Origin of the sequence: Psychrobacter nivimaris (assembly GCF_043419765.1) — a bacterium.
Taxonomy (GTDB): Bacteria; Pseudomonadota; Gammaproteobacteria; order Pseudomonadales; family Moraxellaceae; genus Psychrobacter.
This window is the reverse complement of the sequence record NZ_JBHOFX010000002.1, coordinates 791886-811189: the sequence shown is the minus strand read 5'-3', so window position 1 is coordinate 811189 and position 19304 is coordinate 791886. Positions and strand designations below refer to the sequence as shown.

Sequence of the window (19304 nt, the reverse complement as noted above, 5' to 3'; positions counted from 1 at the left end):
TGATTACTCAGCAATTCAGTAATAACTAAAGTATCAACACGCTGGCCAATCCTAAAAAGGACATAAAGCCGACGATATCCGTGACGGTCGTTAGGATAACCGAAGCAGATAGAGCAGGGTCGATATTCATTCTTTTTAGCATCAACGGTATGCTGATCCCCGAGACATTAGCCGCAGTCATGTTGATTGCAATGGCAAAACCGATGACGGCACTGATCTTAATATCATGAAACCATAACTGAGCAATAAACGCCATAATTATCGCCCAGATGATACCGTTTATCGCACCCACCCACAGCTCTTTATTCAACAGCCAGACACGGTTAGAACCACCGATTTGTCCCATCGCCATACCGCGAATAACGACCGTCAGCGTTTGCGAGCCAGCAATACCGCCCATACTAGCGACCACTGGCATCAATATCGCTAGTGCCACGACTTGTGCCAATACTTCTTCAAATTGTCCAATCACTGCTGCGGCCAAAAGGGCGGTACATAAATTGATACCTAGCCAAACGCTACGGCTTTTAGCACTGGTTAGGATAGGGGCAAACAGCTCTTCATCTTGGCTAACACCAGCGAGGTTTTTCATGGTGCTGTCGACATCATCTTGGATAATCTCCATGATGTCTTCACCGTTTAGTTGACCAACTAGCTCACCATGGCTATTGATTATGGGGGCAAAGCGGATGTCTTCTGAACGAAAAATCGCGGCAGCATCTTGGATATCCAAGCGATCATTAATTGTAATGGCTGTATCAATCAGCTCCGAGACTAATGTATTCTGTTTATGCTTAATTAAATCTACTAGACTCAGTAGCCCTAGCAATTGCTGGCTTTGATCGACAACTAACAGCTCTTGGCTCTCGTCATCGAGCAGGTCATCGTTTTCACGCAGCCACTCTTGTACATCTGCCAAATAGATATCATCCCTTATCTGAATAATATCTGGATCCATATAGCTACCCACTTCCCAGTCAGCATAGGTATCAAGCTTATTGACTTGGACCCGCGTCTCTTCGTCCAGCGTTGCCATGACTGAGGTACGTACGCTCTCAGTGACAGTGTCCAAAATCTCAGAAATATCTTGCGCATCAAGATCTTGGGTAAACAAGGAGATTTCTTGAGAAGAAATATTCTCCATCAACGGCTGGCGTGTATCGACATCTAGTTCGGCAAGTACCTCACCTTTGATATGCTCTGGCACCTGCGCCCAAATCAACAGACGGTTTTGAGTTGGGAAGGACTCTAGTAGGTTGGCAATCTCATATTCGGACTGCTTTTCCAAAAACTCTGTAATGGCCTCGTATGCTTTATCAGCAACCAAACCCTGCAGATACAGAAGCTTATATTCGGCACTATATTCAGCCGAGTTATAATCTCCTGACAGCATGGCGGTTCGTTCCTGATTGGGCGTCGGGGTAGGCATAAGTGTTCCAAGTTTTTACAGTCAATTTTTTACAGTATATAAAGAACATTAACAATGACGATTATAACAATCGCCTTTTGCGCAGTCTAAAGCGTGTTCTCGCAAGCGTTTTACTTAGGTGTTTATTACTCAGATGCTTAAATGTTTTAATTAAGATCAACGCTTGCCCAGTAACGCTCGAATATTGGCCAAATATTCATCAGCAACAGCTTCTGGGTCTTTGGTCGCTTTTTTCTTTTTCGCTTTGGCAGGCCAGTCAATATGATCCTCAGGCAACTCATCCAAAAATCTTGATTCTGAGGTAACGCGCATCTGACCACCAGCACGGCGCTGGGTCGCGAGCGTCAATGTCAGCTCACGACGCGCACGGGTAATGCCCACGTACATCAGACGGCGCTCTTCTTCGACCGTTTCACTCATGATAGAGTTGCGATGCGGCAGCATCTCTTCCTCAAGCCCCATGATGTAAACAAAATCAAACTCCAAGCCCTTTGCCGCATGCAAGGTCATCAAGTTGACTTTGTTAGTGTTCTCTTCTTCTTGCTGTTGCTCAAGCATATCAAGCAGAACCAGCTTACGAATGATGGTATCAATCGTCCGATCTTCGTCTTCTTCAGCACGATTAATCAAGGACTGAATACTGGTGTAGAGCATATCGATATTATCAATACGGTTTTTTTCTTGTTGCGGTGTTTTAGCATCACTACGGACAAAGTCAATATAACCAGTCTCATCAATCATCTGGCGTACGATAGGTACAGGGTCTGGGTGTTGATCCAGCTCACGCGTATAGTGTTCAATGAATTCACCAAACTCTTTTATCGTACCATAAGCCTTTGACGGCAATACATGAGTCAGGCCAGCGTGGGTACAAGAGGCCAATAGCGATATGCTGTGCTCTTGCGCAAACAAACCAAGTTTTTCTAGCGTTGCTGGTCCCATACCGCGCTTAGGTGTATTGATAATACGCAAAAACGCGCTGTCATCTTCAGGATTCAAAATCAGGCGTAGATAGCCCATGATGTCTTTGATTTCACTACGCGCAAAGAATGACTGACCGCCCGATAATTTATAAGGTACTTGCAACTGGCGCAGTTGTGCCTCTAGCATACGTGCCTGAAAGTTACTGCGGTACAGTACGGCATACTGTTCCCACTCATTGCCAAAGCGCAGCTTATGAGTGACGATTTCTTTGGCCACGCGCTCGGATTCATCATCGTCATTACGGCAGTTAATGATGCGGATTTTTTCGCCTTGACCTTTATCTGACCACAGTTTTTTCTCAAATAAATGCTCGTTATTTAGAATGACGGCGTTGGCAGAGGTCAAGATACGTGTGGTTGAGCGGTAATTTTGCTCAAGCATAACGATTTTTAGTTTTGGAAAATCTTCTTTTAGCAGTGCCATGTTTTCGGGCTTTGCCCCGCGCCACGCATAGATAGATTGGTCATCATCACCAACCACGGTAAAGCGACCTTGCGGCCCGACCAAGTATTTAATCATCTCATACTGGGCGGTATTGGTATCCTGATACTCATCGACCAATAGATAACGAATACGGTTTTGCCATTTGTCACGCAGCTCTCTGTTCTCACGTAATATCTTGGTTGGCAATACAATCAAGTCATCAAAATCGACCGCATTATAAGCACGCAAGTTACGCTCATAAAGTGCATATAACGTGGCAAAAATCATGTCTTCTGGATCGTCTAGCGTTTCCATCGCCTTATCAGGCTCGACCAAGTCATTTTTCCAATCAGAAATCATTTTGATGGCTTTACCGACCAACTCGCGACTTTCAGCGCCACTTAAGTTGTCGCGCATCATCAGCTCCATCAGCAATCGCTTACTGTCGTCGCTGTCCATGATGGAAAAATTGCCTTTTAGCGGAGTATGAATCAGCTCATAGCGCAAAAACTGTAGACCAAATTGGTGAAAAGTCGACACCGTTAGACCGCGCATTTTTTCGCTTGGTAGCAGTTTGCTGACTCGCGCTTTCATCTCACGTGCCGCTTTATTGGTAAAGGTCACGGCGGTGATGCGCTCAGCTGGCATGTCACACTCTTGGATTAGGTAAGCAATCTTACGCGTAATCACAGAGGTCTTGCCGGAGCCAGCACCTGCAAGTACAAGTAATGGACCAGATACGTAGAGCATGGCTTCTTGTTGTTTGGGATTGAGTTGACTCATAACGTGACCTGTAAGACAAAAGCAAAAAAGAGGGTAGCGCTGATATGACAAAGATAGATAAACGCAGCGCGCATCATCAACATTCGTATCGTCGCGATATTTTAATAATCTTTATTATAAGAATAATAGAATTTAAGGTTTGATGATGGCATATCATAAAAATCTGGTGGGTCATTATAAAGCAAAAATGCCTACTTTGGGGGAGGACTTGGGTGATGAAAGTGGGGTATTCGGACACTTGATTTTTGACAAATAGCGTGGCAGTGTTTGCTCGTAGCCAAAAGTACGAATTTGGGGTTAATATAAGGTAAGGTCTATATCATAATTCATAGTAAAAAAAACACATTTTTTTTACACAGAAAGTGACCGTTCAATACAGTTAAAAACTAGCTTTTAGGCACTGATATGCGTATAGTACGTAAATAATTTATGCCAGTTGTCACGTCATTGTTGACCACGTGTAATGAGCTATTAAATCAATTAAGTAAGCAGTCAGATATGATATTGATTTAATACGTTGATCTTACGTTGTTAGAAGATGCGTTGGGCGACCAGTCTTTATCCGCGCGAATACCGGAATCTCTACAGTTGGTCACGTCTGACATCGTCGTCAATAAGCTTGATAATTGGTTGTTACTAGCAAAATACCTAACATGTGACTCAATGACAGTTACTTAAACACAGTGACAGTTACTTAAATAAAGTCACTTTGTGTTTTCGTCTGCGTTATACCTGTCGTAACATGGCCTGAGTGGGTCAGTGCTTGCGCTGTGTCTAACACTCGATTGGGTGAGGAGCACGTATTATCATGTCTGCTTTTAATTGGTCAGCCATTGCTTTTATCTTAGCCGCCATTGGGCTAGTTGTCTTTATGCTGGTCGTACCGCGCTTACTTGGCGGTCGCTCTCAAGGCTCACAAAAGGAAGAAGTATTTGAAGCGGGTGTTGTCGGATCTGGCAACGCCCGTATTCGTTTGTCTGCCAAATTTTATTTGGTCGCAATTTTCTTTGTGATTTTTGATTTAGAGGCGCTATATCTCTACGCTTATGCTGTGTCGGTACGGGAGGCTGGTTGGCTTGGCTTTGCCGCCGCTGGCACGTTTATCACTATTCTAATTATTGGTTTGATTTATGAGCTGAGCTTGGGTGCGATGAACTGGGCACCTGCTGATAAGTTACGCAAAAAAGCACGCTTATATGCGGCGCCTGCAGGCTTTAATTTGGCAGACATCACCAAGTTTGATGGTGCTCATGAGCTAATGGTCGATCCGACAGGTAAAGTGCCCGCGCAGTCATCCGGTCAAATCAATGTCTCAAACAATATTGAGACCAATCGTCGTCATCTACAAAACATCGATCATATTAATACCACGGGTAACGTTACTTCTGTGGATTTTGCGACGTCTGCTCAGCAGGACAAAACTGAACGTTAATAGCAGTTGATGCTCAGCTTATAGCGTTTGCAAAAACGAGCAGCAAAGCATGAAGGCGTCAGTTCTGTTTGTATTAATGATCGCTGATGATTAGCCACTTATTAATAATAAAATTATGGCGACAGCGCGAGCAAGATGATTGCCACGCCAAGCCTAATATGAAGGTTGTATGTTATGAAATACACATTAACAAAAGCCAACCCCGATGCAGATACCTATCCTGCACAGACCAGTCAAACGGTCAATGATCCTATCGAAGATGAAGTGAATAAAAACGTCTTTATGGGTCGTCTCGAAGACCTCGTTCATTCAACAGCAAACTGGGGGCGTAAGAACTCACTGTGGCCATTTAACTTTGGTACCTCTTGCTGTTATGTTGAATACGCTACTACCTTAACCGCCGTTCATGATTTGTCACGTTTTGGGGCAGAGGTTATTCGTGCCTCGCCTCGTCAGGCAGATGTCATGATCGTCGCTGGTACTTGTTTTGTCAAAATGGCCCCTGTCATCCAGCGCCTATATGAGCAAATGCTTGAGCCAAAATGGGTTATCTCTATGGGTGCCTGTGCCAACTCGGGCGGCATGTATGATATTTATTCTGTCGTACAAGGCGTCGATAAGATTATCCCTGTTGATGTGTATGTGCCAGGTTGTCCGCCGCGTCCAGAAGCGCTTATTCAGGGTTTGATGTTGTTACAAGAATCTATTACTAAAGAGCGTCGTCCGCTGGGTATCCATGTCAATGAGCAGGGTATCTATCAGCCGCAAATGACGCCTGAGCGTGACCGCAAGCAGGCAGATCGTATCGCTGTTAAAAACTTGCGCAGCCCAGATAGTATTTAAGTTTCAAACAGCATTCAGACTTATAGCAACAGTTTCAATATTTTATGCGCTTATCATAGTTAGGTTATGATTGACATAGCTCAGTTATGGTTGACATAGTTCGGTTATGACTAACATAGTTCAGTTATGATTAATGAAGGAATACATCATTCATGGTCACGGTAGTCGAAAACATAGATCCTAAGATCAAGCCCGTCCCAGCAGTCATCACAGAGCTGGAGCAAAAGTATGCTGGTAAATTTGTCGTGCAGCAGACTGTGGATGAAATTCCAACGGTTTGGGTGGCGCGTGCTGATTTATTAGATATTCTCTTATTCTTGCGCAAACTGCCTAAACCGTATGTCATGCTATTTGACTTATCAGCGATAGATGAGCGTTTACGCCAGCATCGTGCAGGGTTGCCTGACAGTGACTTCACGGTGTTTTATCACTTGATGTCGCTTGAGCGTAATAGTGATGTACGTATCAAGGTCGCGTTGAGCGAAGACGATGTTAATGTACCGAGCGCCACCAATATTTGGCCAAATGCCAACTGGTATGAGCGTGAAGTGTGGGACATGTTTGGTATTGTCTTTACAGGTCATCCGCATTTAACCCGTATTTTATTACCGAAATACTGGGAAGGTCATCCACTGCGTAAAGAGTACCATGCGCGGGCGACTGAATTTACCCCGTACTTCTTGAACACCGCTAAGCAGCAATACGAGCAAGAGAATCTGCGTTTTGTCCCAGAAGAATGGGGTATGAAGCGTTCGGGTCGTGATGAAGACTTTATGTTCTTGAACATCGGTCCTAACCATCCCTCTGCTCACGGTGCATTCCGTTTGGTATTACAGCTAGATGGTGAAGAAGTCGTCGATTGTATTCCTGATATTGGCTATCACCATCGCGGCGCAGAAAAGATGGCTGAGCGTCAAACTTGGCACTCATTTATTCCTTATACCGACCGTATTGATTATCTCGGCGGTGTAATGAATGAGCTGCCGTACATCATGTCGGTCGAAAAGTTGGCTGGAATTACCATTCCACCGCGCGCTGAAACTATCCGCGTAATGATGAGTGAGTTCTTCCGTATTACCAATAACTTGCTATTCGTCGGTACGTTTATTCAGGATGCGGGCGGTATGACCCCTGTATTCTATATGTTTACCGATCGCCAAAAAGCCTATGACGTCATCGAAGCCGTGACTGGCTATCGTATGCATCCTGCTTGGTTCCGTATCGGCGGTACTGCTGCTGATCTGCCACGTGGCTGGCAGCGTTTGGTTCGTGAGTTCTTAGATTGGATGCCAAAACGCTTGGACGAATATGTCAAAGCGGCATTGCAAAACAGCGTACTCAAAGGCCGTACCCAAGGGGTTGCTCAGTACAATGCTAAGCAAGCACTTGCTTGGGGTGTCACTGGTGCAGGTCTGCGCGCGACAGGCGTTGATTTCGACCTACGTAAAGCACGTCCATACATGGGCTATGAGAATTACGATTTTGAAGTGCCAGTCGGTTACAACGGTGATGCTTATGACCGCTGTATGGTAAAAGTCGAAGAGATGCGTCAGTCATTGCGTATCATCCGCCAGTGCATGGACAATATGCCACAAGGCCCTTACAAAGCGGATCATCCACTGGCCGTACCACCGCCGAAAGACCGTACATTGAATGATATCGAAACGCTTATTAATCACTTTATCTCAGTATCTTGGGGTCCTGTGATGCCAGCGGGCGAATGTACGACGATCGTTGAGGCGACTAAAGGTCTGAACAGTTATTACATCACCTCAGACAAGGCCACGATGAGCTATCGTACCCGTATCCGTACACCGACATTTGCGCATTTGCAGCAGATGCCATCGGTCATCAATGGCTCGCTGGTTTCTGATGCCATTATGTACCTAGCATCGATTGATATTGTGATGGCGGATTGTGATCGTTAAGATCTTGATCTTTAAGGTCAAAACCGCTGCTGCAAAAGTATTTGTTCATCAATATATTATTGCCTGATGGCACACCAAAATGCTGTCATTCGCCAATATAACCACAGTTTTAATCAGACTGATATTGGCTTGTGATAGAGCAGGATGAGTGAGGAAAAACAGAAGATTATGAAAATTGTTTCCGACAAAATGCCAAAAGTAGATGTGGAAAGCATTCTCACTAGTGATGAAATCGCTGCCATTCATGAGTTTATGCACCATTACCCACAGGCGCGTGCCGCCTCGCTAGATGCACTAAAAATCGTGCAAAAGCGCAACGGCTGGGTCGATGATGCGCAAGCAAATGCCATTGCCAATATCCTAGATATCCCGATGTCAGACATGGACGGGGTTGCGACTTTCTTTAACCGTATTTATCGCCAGCCTGTCGGTCGCCATGTGATTCTCATATGTGACTCTGTGGCTTGTTATTTGACAGGTTATGAAGCGCTGTCAGCTGAGATCAGATCACAGCTGGGTATTGAGTATGGTCAGACAACTGCTGATGGACGTTTTACCCTATTGCCAATTTGCTGCTTGGGCAACTGTGATAAGGGACCAGCGGTACTGATTGATGAAGACACTTACGGCCCTGTCCAGCCATCTGAGGTCGCGCAATTATTGGAGCTATACGCATGAGTTTAACGATTTCAGAGCAAATTGCTCGTCGCGGTCAAGGCCAAGCGCCAAGCCAGCTAAATGCACAGCGTGTTCCAATCTATGGTGATAAAGCGACAGCCACTAGCGAAACCAAGCCTTTGACGTGGCGTTTGGCGCATCATGATGCGGTGCTTGATTTAGCCACTTATGAATCTCTAAAAGGCTTTACGGGTCTAAAAGAAGCGTTATCTAAGTCGCCTAAAGACGTTGGCAATATGATTAAAGCGGCCAATGTTCGAGGTCGCGGCGGTGCAGGTTTTAATGCTGGTCTTAAATGGTCATTTATGTCGCCGCCGGATGGTTTGCCGCGTTATCTCATCTGTAATGCTGATGAAATGGAGCCGGGCACGTTTAAAGACCGTTTGCTCATGGAGCGTCTACCGTTTCAGCTTATCGAAGGTATGCTAATTACCGCTCATGCGATTGGCGCCACTGACGGTTATATCTTTATCCGTGGTGAGTATATCTTGGCCGCTGAGCGTTTAGTCGCTGCTATCGAAGAGTGCTTGGCCAACAATCTAATGGGCGACAATATTTTAGGCTCAGATTTTAGTTTTAATCTGCATGTGCATACGGGCGCTGGACGTTATATCTGCGGTGAAGAAACAGCGTTGATTAACTGTCTAGAAGGCCGCCGTGCTAACCCACGTACCAAGCCGCCGTTTCCACAAATCTCTGGTGCATGGGGTCGTCCAACCGTTGTCAATAACGTTGAAACTCTGTGTAATATGCCAGCGATTTTGAATCATGGCGTTGAATGGTATCAGTCGTTATCTGAAATTAAAGGCAAAAGTAAAACGCCAGGCACCAAACTATTCGGCTGCTCAGGTTTAGTTAATGATTCAGGCCTTTGGGAATTACCGTTTGGTTATACAGCTCGCGAAATCATTGAAGATTTAGCGGGTGGTATGAAAGATGGTAAAACGCTCAAAGCATGGTTACCGGGCGGCGCATCGACTGACTTTTTAACCGCAGAGCATTTAGATGTGGTAGTAGATTTTGACACCATTCAAAACGCTGGTAGCCGTATGGGTACTGGTCTGATTATGGTTGTCGATGAATCACAAGACATGGTGCCATTACTGCGCAACCTTGAGATTTTCTTTCAACGCGAGTCATGTGGTTGGTGTACACCATGCCGTGATGGTCTGCCATGGGGCGTTAAACTGCTTACCGCCATCAATGATGGTGAAGGGCAAGTGGGCGATGTCGAAAAACTAGAAGGCCTGACACGTGACTTATGGATTGGTAAAACATTCTGTGCGCATGCTCCAGGTGCGATGGAACCACTAATGAGTGCGATTAAATATTTCCGTCCAGAGTTTGATCAAAAAATCGCGCAGGCGGTTGGTGTCGATGTTATTGATGCTGCAGCCAACCAACAGCCAGTAGTGAAATAAGGAGAGCGGCATGGCAGTCATACATATTGATGGAACCACTGTCGAAGTAGATAGCGCAGATAACTTGCTACAAGCCTGCTTATCACTCGGCATTGATGTGCCGTATTTTTGTTATCATCCAGCCCTTGGCTCAGTAGGCTCGTGCCGTCAGTGCGCGGTCAAACAATTCCAAAATAAAGAAGATATGGAAGCAGGTCGCGGTCGCCTTGTGATGTCATGTATGGTCGCTCCTGGCGATGACATGTATATCTCGGTCACTGACGACGAAGCCAAAGCATTCCGCAAGTCGATGGTTGAGCTACTCATGACCAACCATCCACATGACTGTCCAACTTGTGAAGAGGGTGGACATTGTCATTTGCAAGACATGACCTATATGTCAGGTCATAGCCGTCGTCGCTATCGCTTTACCAAACGCACGCATCATAACCAAGAGCTTGGTCCATTCATCGCACATGAGATGAACCGTTGTATCGCTTGCTATCGTTGCGTACGTTTTTATAAAGACTACGCGGGCGGCGAAGATTTGGGTGTTTATGGCTCAAACAACCGTGTGTATTTTGGTCGTGATAAAGATGGTCAGTTTGAAAGTGAATTCTCAGGCAACTTAACGGAAGTCTGCCCAACCGGTGTGTTTACTGATAAAACGCATTCTGAGCGTTATAACCGTAAATGGGACATGCAGTATGCGCCAAGCATCTGTCATGGTTGCTCAGCTGGTTGTAATATCTCACCAGGTGAGCGTTATGGTGAATTGCGCCGTATCGAAAACCGCTATAACGGTGAAGTAAACCGCTATTTCTTATGTGACCGTGGCCGTTTTGGTTATGGCTATGTCAATCGTGATGATCGTCCAACCCAAGCGCTTGAACGTATCAATGACAAGCATGTCAAAATCAATATTGACTACGCACTTGATGAAACCATCAAACGTATCAAAGATAAAAAAGTCATCGGGATTGGCTCGCCACGTGCCAGTCTAGAGACCAACTTTGCGCTAAAAAATCTGGTCGGCTTTGATAACTTTTCAACAGGTCTGAATCATCAGCAGCAAGCACTGGTTAATAAATGTATCGAAGTGCTCAGCACGGAAGGCATTTATAACCCTAGCATGACCGATATCGAAACGCATGATGCAGTACTCGTATTAGGTGAAGATATCACGCAAACTTCATCACGTGTCGCGCTGTCAGTACGTCAAGCCGCAAAAAATGAAGGCTTGAAAATGGCGGCGGCGCTACAAACGCAACCTTGGCTTGCTGAACCAGTTAAGCGTATCGCTCAAGATGCGCTAAGCCCAGTCTATGTCATTGATGTAACGCAAACTAAGTTAGAAGATATCAGTAAAGTGAGCGTAGTGGCGACCCCTGAAGATATCACTAAACTTGGCTTCAAAGTCGCTGATGAAATTGCTAACTTCGCTGATGATTTAGCAGACATAACAGACCCACAAGCAGCTGATGCAAGTGCTGAAACTGATGGTATGCAAGCGTTGGCGCAGCAAATTGCTTATGACCTGATTCAAGCTGATAAGCCGTTAGTTGTTTCGGGTAGCAGCTTGTCTTCTACCGCATTGATAGAAGCAGCAGCACAGATTACCCAAGCATTGACCCAAAAACGCGCGGCAATTAAAGCGACTGAGCAACAGCAGGTCGAGGCACATAATGCCAAAGTACAGGCAGCGCAAGCAAAAGCAGCTAATGACCAGCCTGAAGAAGACCAAGATTTATCTGCCAAGCCAAACAAACCTGAAATGGGTGTAAATACAGAAGCGCAAGATGATGTTGAGCGTGAGCCTGCTGGAAACCTTGAGTTAAAAGAAGTAAATAACAAGTATCAGGCACAAGCAGGTATCTACTTAACGGTTACCGATGCTAATAGCATGGGCGTTTGTATGCTTGGCGGTCAATCAGTTGAAGAGCTGCTAGCGACTGATTACGATGTGGTTGTGGTTGCAGAAAACCAGCTAACAGATGCGATTGATGCCAATAAATTGACGCAGCTACTGACTGATAAAACGGTCATTGCGTTAGATCATCAGCTCCTTGATTGGCATAAAGACGTCGATATTGTATTGCCAGCTGCAAGCTTTGCAGAAGCAGATGGTACATTGATATCAGCTGAAGGCCGTGCGCAGCGTTTCTTCCAAGTTTACGATAACGAATACTACCATCCGATGAGCAGTATTAAAGAAGGCTGGCGCTGGATACATGCAGTGCATAGCAGCATCGAAGGTCGTGATGTCGATTGGACGCAGCTAGATGATGTCATCAATGCATTGATCGCCACGCATCCTAAGCTTGCTGGTATTAAAGGCGCTGCACCTGATGCTGCTTACCGAATGACGGGTCTGAAAATCGCGCGTCAACCGCGCCGCTATTCAGGTCGTACCGCCATGCGTGCCCCGATATCCGTCCATGAGCCGATGCAGCCAAAAGATTTAGACACTGGTTTAACCTTCTCGATGGAAGGTTATAGCGGTAAAGAAACGCCAAGCTCGATGATTCCTTTTGCCAATGCGGCAGGTTGGAACTCACCGCAAGCATGGAATAAATACCAAGACAAAGTCGGTGGTCATCTAAAAAATGGTGATCCAGGTGTGCGTTTGTTCGATCAGCTAGAGCGCCTAGCTACTCGTCAATATGTGGCGCCAGAAGCGATGTCTTCGAATACAACTGACTTGCAGCACGGCCAAGCGAAGCTAGTGCCTATCTATAATATATACGCCAGTTCAATGATGGCATCTCGTAGTCCAATCGTCGCTGAGCAACTACCTGTTGCTGCATGGCGTATCGGTATGGATGATGCCAAAGACTGGAATATCACTGCTGGTGATTACCTAGCGATTGAGATTGATAAGCAACAAATCACCTTGCCAGTACAGATTGTCGGTTACTTAGCAGAAGGTTGTATCGGTTACCCAGTCGGGCAGGTGAGTATCATTCACCCATCGATGCCAGCATCGGTACGTAAAGTGGATGCACCAGTAACGATGATGGGTAGCATGGCTAACGACATGATTAATGATAATGACACAGCGCAAATAAACGCAGCGCCGACCACCACACAGGAGGTGTAATATGCAAGTTACCCGTATTATCCCTGATGTGCCAAGCTTTTTGGCCAATAGCATGAGTTTTGATACCTGGTCTATTCTGTTTTTGGTGGGTCAATCTTTAATCATCTTTTTGGTCGTGGTATTGGTTGCCGCGATGATGATTATCTATGAGCGCCGTATGTTGGCCTTATGGCAAGATCGTTATGGTCCAAACCGTGTTGGACCTTTTGGTTCACTACAACTAGTCGCCGATATGCTCAAAATCTTCTTTAAAGAAGATTGGACACCAAACTTTACCGATAAGTTTATGTTTACGTTGGCACCTGCGGTCGCGATGTTTACTGCATTGGCCTCATTTGCCATCATTCCTATCTCGCCAACGCTTGGCGTGGTTGATTGGGATATCGGTATTCTGTTCTTCTTTGCTATGGCAGGTATTGCTGTCTATGCAGTGATGTTCGGTGGTTGGGCTTCGGCCAACAAGTTCTCGTTATTGGGAGGCTTACGTTCAGCGGCACAAACCATCAGTTACGAAGTGTTTTTAGGCTTATCTTTGATGGGTGTGGTCGCACTGACAGGCTCATTTAACTTACGTGCTATTGTCGAAGCACAAGCAGACGGCTGGTATATCATTCCGCAGTTTTTTGGATTCTTGACCTTTGTGGTAGCTGGTGTTGCTGTTACGCATAGACATCCATTTGACCAACCAGAAGCAGAGCAAGAACTGGCTGAAGGTTATCATGTCGAATATTCTGGCATGAAGTTTGGTATGTTCTTCATTGGTGAGTATGTCAACGTTGTCTTGATTTCTGCTTTGATGACATGCTTGTTCTTTGGCGGTTGGCTTGCGCCGTTCAATTTAGATATTCCATTTATTCCACCAGCTTTTTGGTTCATGATTAAAACGCTGTTCTTTATGACCATGTTTGTTTTGGCTCGAGGCTCACTCATGCGTCCGCGTTATGATCAGGTGATGAACTTTGGCTGGAAAGTATGTCTGCCCGTAACCTTGATCAATCTGTTGATTACTGCTGCGGTCATTTTGATCTTTTCCCCAACGTTATAATCATTACTAGCCATCACTGATGAACTAGGGTAAAGCTGATAAGGATAATAATCCCATGTTTACTACCATAAAAAAGACCGTCATTGGTATATTTACCATTGTCCGCAGCATGTGGATGGTCAATAGTCATGCGCTCAGACCGCGTGATACCATCCTTTATCCTGAAGAGCCGGTACCTGTACCGCCGCGTTTTCGTGGACGTATTGTCCTAACGCGTGATCCTGATGGAGACGAGCGCTGTGTCGCTTGTAACTTGTGTGCGGTGGCATGTCCGGTAGGGTGTATCTCATTACAAAAAGCCGAGCGTGAAGATGGACGCTGGTATCCAGAGTTTTTCCGTATCAATTTCTCACGCTGTATTTTTTGTGGATTGTGTGAAGAAGCCTGTCCAACGACAGCGATTCAAATGACCCCAGATTTTGAACTGGGTGAATATAAGCGCCAAGATTTGGTCTACGAAAAAGAGCATTTGCTAATTTCAGGACCAGGTAAATACCCTGATTATAACTATTATCGTGTGACAGGTATGGCGGTAGCAGATAAACCAAAAGGCGCAGCACAAAATGAGTCTGCACCGATTGATCTAAGGAGCTTGCTACCATGATGAATATTTTAAACCATCCTGAATTGGCTGGGTTTTATTCACTTGCGGCAGTGGCAATATTTGCCAGTCTGCGCGTAGTGACTCAGGCCAATCCAGTGCATGCTATCTTATCGATGATTGTATCGTTGCTGGCAATTGCTGGGATATTTTTTGTATTAGGAGCGCCGTTTGCGGGTGCGCTAGAGATTGTTGTTTATGCAGGTGCCATTATGGTGCTATTTGTCTTTGTCATTATGATGCTTAATTTGGGCATGAGCAATGACGAGCGCGAAGAGCGTTGGCTTGATGCCGGCACTTGGGCGATACCGACAGGATTGACGATAATCATTGCCGTTGTGCTCTATGCGATGATTGGTCTCAATCACGATGAAGCTGTCATGATGGGTGGCACGACTATCTCTGCCAAAGCAGTCGGTACGGTGTTATTTACCAAATACATTATGCTGGTTGAAGTAGCAGCATTGCTATTATTAGCAGCCTTGGTCGCCGCTTATCATTTAGGTAAAGAGACAGTCGACGATGAGGTCATCAGTAATGATAGCCAAAACTTCAAGCCAAGCGTAGGCAGTATCAAACAATATGACAATGATAGTACGCTTACACAGCATGACGGCGTAGAAATGGCTAAGCCTTACGAATATAAAGATGTTGACCCGCATGACTATGTAGGTATGAAGGTAGGCATGAAAGCAGGTAGTCAAGTAGGTGCGAACAAAGTTACGCGCAAGGAGTCAGACTAATGGTACTAGCAGCAAGCGTGGCACAAGATGTGTCAAACGTGCCGTTTGCCCACGAGGTGGCAGGCTTAGTACAGCCAGTTGCTGAGGCGCAAAATGTACTGGGTATGATACCCATGAGCCATGGACTGATTTTGGCAGGCATTTTATTTGCTATCGGTCTGTGCGGCGTTATGGTACGACGTAACTTCTTATTTATGCTAATGAGTCTTGAGATCATGATGAATGCGGCAGCATTGGCATTTGTAGTGGCAGGTAGTCGCTGGGTCGATCCAGACGGACAGATTATGTTTATCTTTATTTTGACCTTGGCCGCGGCTGAAGCGTCAATTGGTCTGGCAATATTATTGCGTTTTTATCATCAGCGTGGGCATCTCGATGTCGATAGCGCCAATGAGATGAAAGGATGATGTCATGAGTTTATTACCATTAACCTTTATATTCCCGCTCATTGGCTTTTTGATTTTAGCCTTTATGCGCGACAAATTATCAGAGACGGTCGCAGCGATTGTTGGCGTGGGTAGCATGCTGCTCTCAGCATTATGCACGCTAGTGGTTAGCTATACCTTTTTGACCACCAATCCAGCTGGAACGGTAATTGAGGTTCCGCTATGGACGTGGTTCCAAGTTGGCGATTTTGCACCACATTTCGGTTTGAGCTTTGATGGTCTTGCATTGACCATGACAGGGGTTATTACTGGGATTGGCTTTTTGATTCATCTGTTTGCCTCTTGGTATATGAAAGGCGACACTGGCTTTGCTCGTTTCTTTAGCTATATGAACTTGTTTGTGGCCAGTATGTTGTTACTGGTACTCGCAGATGATTTATTTCTGCTATATCTCGGTTGGGAAGGAGTGGGTATCTGTTCGTACCTATTGATTGGTTATTATTACCATGACAGAGCCAACGGCCGTGCTGCGATGAAAGCTTTTACCGTCACGCGTGTCGGTGATGTGTTCTTAGCCTTTGGTTTGTTTTTATTATTCCGCGAATTCGGTACGCTTAATATTCAAGAGATTATTACGCGCGCGCCAGAAGCATTCGATGTTAATAACCCAACGATGATGCTTACCACGATGATGTTGGTCGGCGGCGCGATGGGTAAGTCAGCGCAGTTGCCACTACATACATGGCTTGCTGATGCGATGGCAGGCCCGACACCAGTATCGGCATTGATTCACGCGGCAACGATGGTGACGGCAGGGGTTTATCTGATTGCTCGTTTACATCCTTTGTTTGAGCTGACCCCAGGTATCTTATTGTATTGGGTTGGCGGCGTAGGGGCATTGACGTTGGTTGTTGCTGGATTCTGTGCACTCGCGCAAACAGACATCAAACGTATTCTTGCTTATTCGACCATGAGTCAAATTGGCTATATGTTCCTAGCACTTGGCGTGGGCGCATGGCAAGGCGCAATCTTCCATCTAATGACCCATGCTTTCTTTAAAGCATTGCTGTTCTTATCATCAGGGGCGGTCATCCTTGCGGTACATCATGAGCAAGATATCTTTAAGATGGGCGGTCTGCGCAAAAAGATCCCATTGGTATTTTGGTGCTATATCGTCGGTGGCGGTGCACTCGCTGCCATACCTTGGGTTACCGTTGGTTTCTATTCTAAAGAAGCGATTCTTTGGGAGACGTATGCCACAGGTCACTTAGTACTATTCTATATGGGTGTATTCGGTGCATTCTTAACCGCGATTTATACGTTCCGTATGATTTGGATCATATTTTTTGGCGAAGAAAAAACCCATGCCCATAAGCTATCAGGGGTGTCGTACTGGTTACCTTTGACCGTATTGCTAGTGTTATCTACAGCCGTTGGTGCTTGGATTACGCCGCCATTAGACGGTGTGTTGCCAGAGAGCGTTGGTCATCTATTAGAAGTCGCAGGTGACGCACATGCTAAGCACACTGCAGAATATATCGCGATGGGTGCTATGGCAGCAGGTTTGATATTGGCCGCACTGTTATATGTCGTCAACAAAGGTCGTTTGCTCACTAGCTTTAAGCGCTCACGTATTGGTGGGGCGCTATATCATTGGTGCTATCATGGCCTAGGTTTCGACGCGCTATATGATGTAATTTTTGTAAAACCCTTTTTATTCATCGGCCGCTTACTTAAAGCCGACCCTATAGATAAAACGTGGTTGCTGTTACCTAAGCTGGCCTCAGCAGGTAATAAAGTATTGTCTGCGACGCAAACAGGGTCTCTTCGAGGTTATGCCATAAGCTTTGGCTTGGGTATGGCTGTATTGCTGGTGCTGGTAATGATGACGGTGGTGTAAAGATGATTGAGTTACAACAAACGTGGATGCTACCAGCATTAATTGCAATTCCTTTTATTGCAGGATTGCTATGCTGGGTAGTAGAGCGATTTAATAAACGTCTGCCGCGCTGGATTGCCTTGATCGGTATGATGTTGACCTTTGCTTTGTCATTGGTACTTTGGCAGCAGGGCGATTTTAGCGGTATGAGTCAGCAGGTCATTGCACCAGATGCTGCAGTGCCTTGGGTAGCAGAATTTAGTGTGCCGTGGATACCAAGTTTTGGTATTAGCTTTCACTTAGCGCTAGATGGTTTGTCACTGATGATGGTAGCTCTAACAGGCTTACTTGGTGTAGCAGCCGTTGCTTGTTCGTGGAATGAGATTCAGCGCCGCGTTGGTTTCTTCCATTTGAATTTGCTATGGAGTTTGGGCGGCGTTATCGGGGTTTTCTTAGCGATTGACTTGTTCTTATTCTTCTTCTTTTGGGAGATGATGCTGGTTCCTATCTATTTCTTGATCGCGATTTGGGGTCATGATGTGGTTGGCAAAACCAAAGAATACGCGGCCACCAAGTTCTTTATCTATACCCAAGCGTCTGGGCTTATCATGCTCATCGGTATTTTGGTATTGGTCATTATCAGCTACGCCCAAAAGGGGGTAGTGAGCTTTAACTATAATGACTTGCTCGGTACGTCACTTGGCGGCTGGGAATATCCAATCATGCTGTGCTTCTTCATTGGCTTTGCGGTGAAGTTGCCAATCATTCCTTTCCACGGTTGGTTGCCAGATGCGCATGCGCAAGCACCAACGGCAGGTTCAGTGGATTTGGCAGGTGTACTAATTAAGACTGCTGCATATGGCTTGATTCGTTTTGTGTTGCCGCTATTTCCAGCAGCGTCACAAGAGTTTGCGCCGATAGCGATTACCCTAGGTACAATTGGTATCTTTTACGGTGCATGGCTTGCATTTATGCAGACTGACATGAAGCGTTTGCTGGCGTATACCAGTATCTCGCACATGGGTTTTGTGGTACTGGCAATCTATGCTGGTACATTACTCAGCTTACAAGGTCTGATGATTCAGATGCTTGCTCATGGCTTGAGTTCAGCCGCACTATTCATCATGGCAGGACAGCTATATGAGCGTCTGCATACACGCGATTTGACTTTGATGGGTGGTATGTGGGGACAGTTCCGCTACTACGCACCGATATTGATGTTCTTCTGTGCTGCGCTGCTAGGTATTCCTGGTACGGGTAACTTCATTGGCGAGTTCATGATTTTATTTGGCTCATTTGCTCAGTATCCAGTATTCGTTATTTTTGCAACATTCAGTTTGGTATTAGCAGGTCTTTACTCGTTGATTTTGATTCATCGCGCACTATTTGGTGAAAACAATATCGCCGCATTGGCAGAGCGAGAGACTAAGTCACATGGCTTACCGACACGTAAACTAAAAGATTTGGGCAAGCGCGAGCTGTCATTACTACTGATGTTAGCCGCTGGTTTGGTATGGCTAGGACTTTACCCACAGCCATTTCTTGATACCTCAAGTCACGCTATGCAGTGGATCAATAACGCATATATATACAGTCAAGTGACACAGGTAGATGCGTCGCAGCTACTTGATGTAATGGAGGCACGTTAAG

14 protein-coding genes are annotated in these 19304 nt (G+C 45.6%); 12 read left to right on the top strand and 2 right to left on the bottom strand.

From position 1 onward, the window contains the following. Window positions 1-25: 25 nt before the first annotated feature. Together mgtE and ACHEVO_RS06660 are read right to left on the bottom strand one after the other, a co-directional pair. Window positions 26-1429 (bottom strand): magnesium transporter, encoded by a 1404-nt coding sequence (gene mgtE, locus ACHEVO_RS06665; protein WP_394124363.1) that lies wholly within the window; start codon window positions 1427-1429, stop codon window positions 26-28. Window positions 1430-1585: 156 nt separating this feature from the next. Continuing rightward, entirely contained in the window at window positions 1586-3619 is a 2034-nt protein-coding gene (locus tag ACHEVO_RS06660) for a UvrD-helicase domain-containing protein (RefSeq protein ID WP_114700718.1), read from the bottom strand. A gap of 808 nt (window positions 3620-4427) precedes the next feature. Between ACHEVO_RS06660 and ndhC the strand changes: the two genes are divergently transcribed. From ndhC to nuoM, 12 genes are all read left to right on the top strand, one after another. Further along, complete coding sequence (ndhC, locus tag ACHEVO_RS06655) at window positions 4428-5051, top strand: NADH-quinone oxidoreductase subunit A (RefSeq protein WP_102091044.1); 624 nt, start codon at window positions 4428-4430, stop codon at window positions 5049-5051. A 174-nt stretch (window positions 5052-5225) separates the two neighbouring features. After that, window positions 5226-5894, top strand: coding sequence for a NuoB/complex I 20 kDa subunit family protein (locus tag ACHEVO_RS06650; protein WP_101206265.1), 669 nt, complete (start codon window positions 5226-5228; stop codon window positions 5892-5894). Window positions 5895-6046: 152 nt separating this feature from the next. Then, the gene (gene nuoC / locus ACHEVO_RS06645) at window positions 6047-7822 is read left to right on the top strand and encodes an NADH-quinone oxidoreductase subunit C/D (RefSeq protein WP_057758925.1); all 1776 of its coding nucleotides are present in this window, start codon (window positions 6047-6049) and stop codon (window positions 7820-7822) included. Between the two features lie 168 nt (window positions 7823-7990). After that, entirely contained in the window at window positions 7991-8500 is a 510-nt protein-coding gene (nuoE, locus tag ACHEVO_RS06640; RefSeq protein WP_057758927.1) for an NADH-quinone oxidoreductase subunit NuoE, read from the top strand. Continuing rightward, a complete protein-coding gene (nuoF, locus tag ACHEVO_RS06635) occupies window positions 8497-9921 on the top strand; it encodes an NADH-quinone oxidoreductase subunit NuoF (protein ID WP_394124362.1) in 1425 nt (474 codons plus the stop codon). Before nuoE ends, nuoF begins: the two co-directional genes overlap by 4 nt. Window positions 9922-9931: 10 nt before the next feature. After that, on the top strand, window positions 9932-13000 hold the full coding sequence (gene nuoG / locus ACHEVO_RS06630; protein WP_394124361.1) for an NADH-quinone oxidoreductase subunit NuoG: 3069 nt from the start codon (window positions 9932-9934) through the stop codon (window positions 12998-13000). Between the two features lie 52 nt (window positions 13001-13052). Then, window positions 13053-14045, top strand: coding sequence for an NADH-quinone oxidoreductase subunit NuoH (gene nuoH / locus ACHEVO_RS06625; protein WP_394124396.1), 993 nt, complete (start codon window positions 13053-13055; stop codon window positions 14043-14045). A 55-nt stretch (window positions 14046-14100) separates the two neighbouring features. Further along, window positions 14101-14649, top strand: a complete 549-nt coding sequence (gene nuoI / locus ACHEVO_RS06620) for an NADH-quinone oxidoreductase subunit NuoI (protein ID WP_010198902.1) — start codon at window positions 14101-14103, stop codon at window positions 14647-14649. After that, on the top strand, window positions 14646-15389 hold the full coding sequence (gene nuoJ / locus ACHEVO_RS06615) for an NADH-quinone oxidoreductase subunit J (protein WP_394124360.1): 744 nt from the start codon (window positions 14646-14648) through the stop codon (window positions 15387-15389). Before nuoI ends, nuoJ begins: the two co-directional genes overlap by 4 nt. Before the next feature lie 98 nt (window positions 15390-15487). Then, window positions 15488-15796, top strand: coding sequence for an NADH-quinone oxidoreductase subunit NuoK (nuoK, locus tag ACHEVO_RS06610; RefSeq protein WP_025653102.1), 309 nt, complete (start codon window positions 15488-15490; stop codon window positions 15794-15796). A 4-nt stretch (window positions 15797-15800) separates the two neighbouring features. Next, window positions 15801-17675, top strand: coding sequence for an NADH-quinone oxidoreductase subunit L (nuoL, locus tag ACHEVO_RS06605; RefSeq protein ID WP_394124359.1), 1875 nt, complete (start codon window positions 15801-15803; stop codon window positions 17673-17675). Between the two features lie 2 nt (window positions 17676-17677). Then, the gene (gene nuoM / locus ACHEVO_RS06600) at window positions 17678-19303 is read left to right on the top strand and encodes an NADH-quinone oxidoreductase subunit M (protein ID WP_394124358.1); all 1626 of its coding nucleotides are present in this window, start codon (window positions 17678-17680) and stop codon (window positions 19301-19303) included. Window position 19304: the final 1 nt, after the last annotated feature.

Bases quoted from the DNA above. Each gene is read 5' to 3' on its own strand.
- mgtE (WP_394124363.1), bottom strand. From the start codon at position 1,429: ATGCCTACCCCGACGCCCAATCAGGAACGAACCGCCATGCTGTCAGGA.
- ACHEVO_RS06660 (WP_114700718.1), bottom strand. From the start codon at position 3,619: ATGAGTCAACTCAATCCCAAACAACAAGAAGCCATGCTCTACGTATCT.
- ndhC (WP_102091044.1), top strand. From the start codon at position 4,428: ATGTCTGCTTTTAATTGGTCAGCCATTGCTTTTATCTTAGCCGCCATT.
- ACHEVO_RS06650 (WP_101206265.1), top strand. From the start codon at position 5,226: ATGAAATACACATTAACAAAAGCCAACCCCGATGCAGATACCTATCCT.
- nuoC (WP_057758925.1), top strand. From the start codon at position 6,047: ATGGTCACGGTAGTCGAAAACATAGATCCTAAGATCAAGCCCGTCCCA.
- nuoE (WP_057758927.1), top strand. From the start codon at position 7,991: ATGAAAATTGTTTCCGACAAAATGCCAAAAGTAGATGTGGAAAGCATT.
- nuoF (WP_394124362.1), top strand. From the start codon at position 8,497: ATGAGTTTAACGATTTCAGAGCAAATTGCTCGTCGCGGTCAAGGCCAA.
- nuoG (WP_394124361.1), top strand. From the start codon at position 9,932: ATGGCAGTCATACATATTGATGGAACCACTGTCGAAGTAGATAGCGCA.
- nuoH (WP_394124396.1), top strand. From the start codon at position 13,053: ATGAGTTTTGATACCTGGTCTATTCTGTTTTTGGTGGGTCAATCTTTA.
- nuoI (WP_010198902.1), top strand. From the start codon at position 14,101: ATGTTTACTACCATAAAAAAGACCGTCATTGGTATATTTACCATTGTC.
- nuoJ (WP_394124360.1), top strand. From the start codon at position 14,646: ATGATGAATATTTTAAACCATCCTGAATTGGCTGGGTTTTATTCACTT.
- nuoL (WP_394124359.1), top strand. From the start codon at position 15,801: ATGAGTTTATTACCATTAACCTTTATATTCCCGCTCATTGGCTTTTTG.
- nuoM (WP_394124358.1), top strand. From the start codon at position 17,678: ATGATTGAGTTACAACAAACGTGGATGCTACCAGCATTAATTGCAATT.